At 37.5% G+C, this 379-nt stretch carries 1 protein-coding gene; it reads left to right on the top strand.

The genetic code is table 11. From position 1 onward, the window contains the following. Window positions 1-379, top strand: a 379-nt coding sequence (locus HZY83_RS05010) for an MFS transporter (protein ID WP_179942978.1), incomplete at both ends; no start/stop codon positions are given.

Raw genomic sequence — 379 nt, 5'->3', positions numbered from 1 at the left:
TCGCAATTCCCTATTATTTATCATCATTTTAGGTGCGCTTACTGCTATAGGACCGTTGTCAATTGACATGTTCTTACCAGGTCTACCTAACATTAAGAATGATTTTCATACAACAGCATCAAGTGCTCAATTAACAATTTCATTTTTCATGGTGGGATTAGCATTCGGTAACTTGTTTTCTGGTCCTATTTCCGATTCTAAAGGTCGTAAAAAGCCTCTTCTTATTGCGATGGTTATTTTCACGCTGGCAAGTTTAGGAATCATTTTTGTTACGAATATTTGGGTGATGATTATATTACGTCTTATACAAGGTCTAACTGGTGGGGCAGGTGCAGTCATATCCAGAGCAGTGGCAAGTGATAAATACTCAGGAAATGAT

Source organism: Gemella sp. GH3, assembly GCF_013415425.1.
In the GTDB taxonomy this organism is placed as follows: domain Bacteria; phylum Bacillota; class Bacilli; order Staphylococcales; family Gemellaceae; genus Gemelliphila.
Note: the sequence above shows the minus strand (reverse complement) of the source record. Positions and strands in the feature narration are given on the sequence as shown.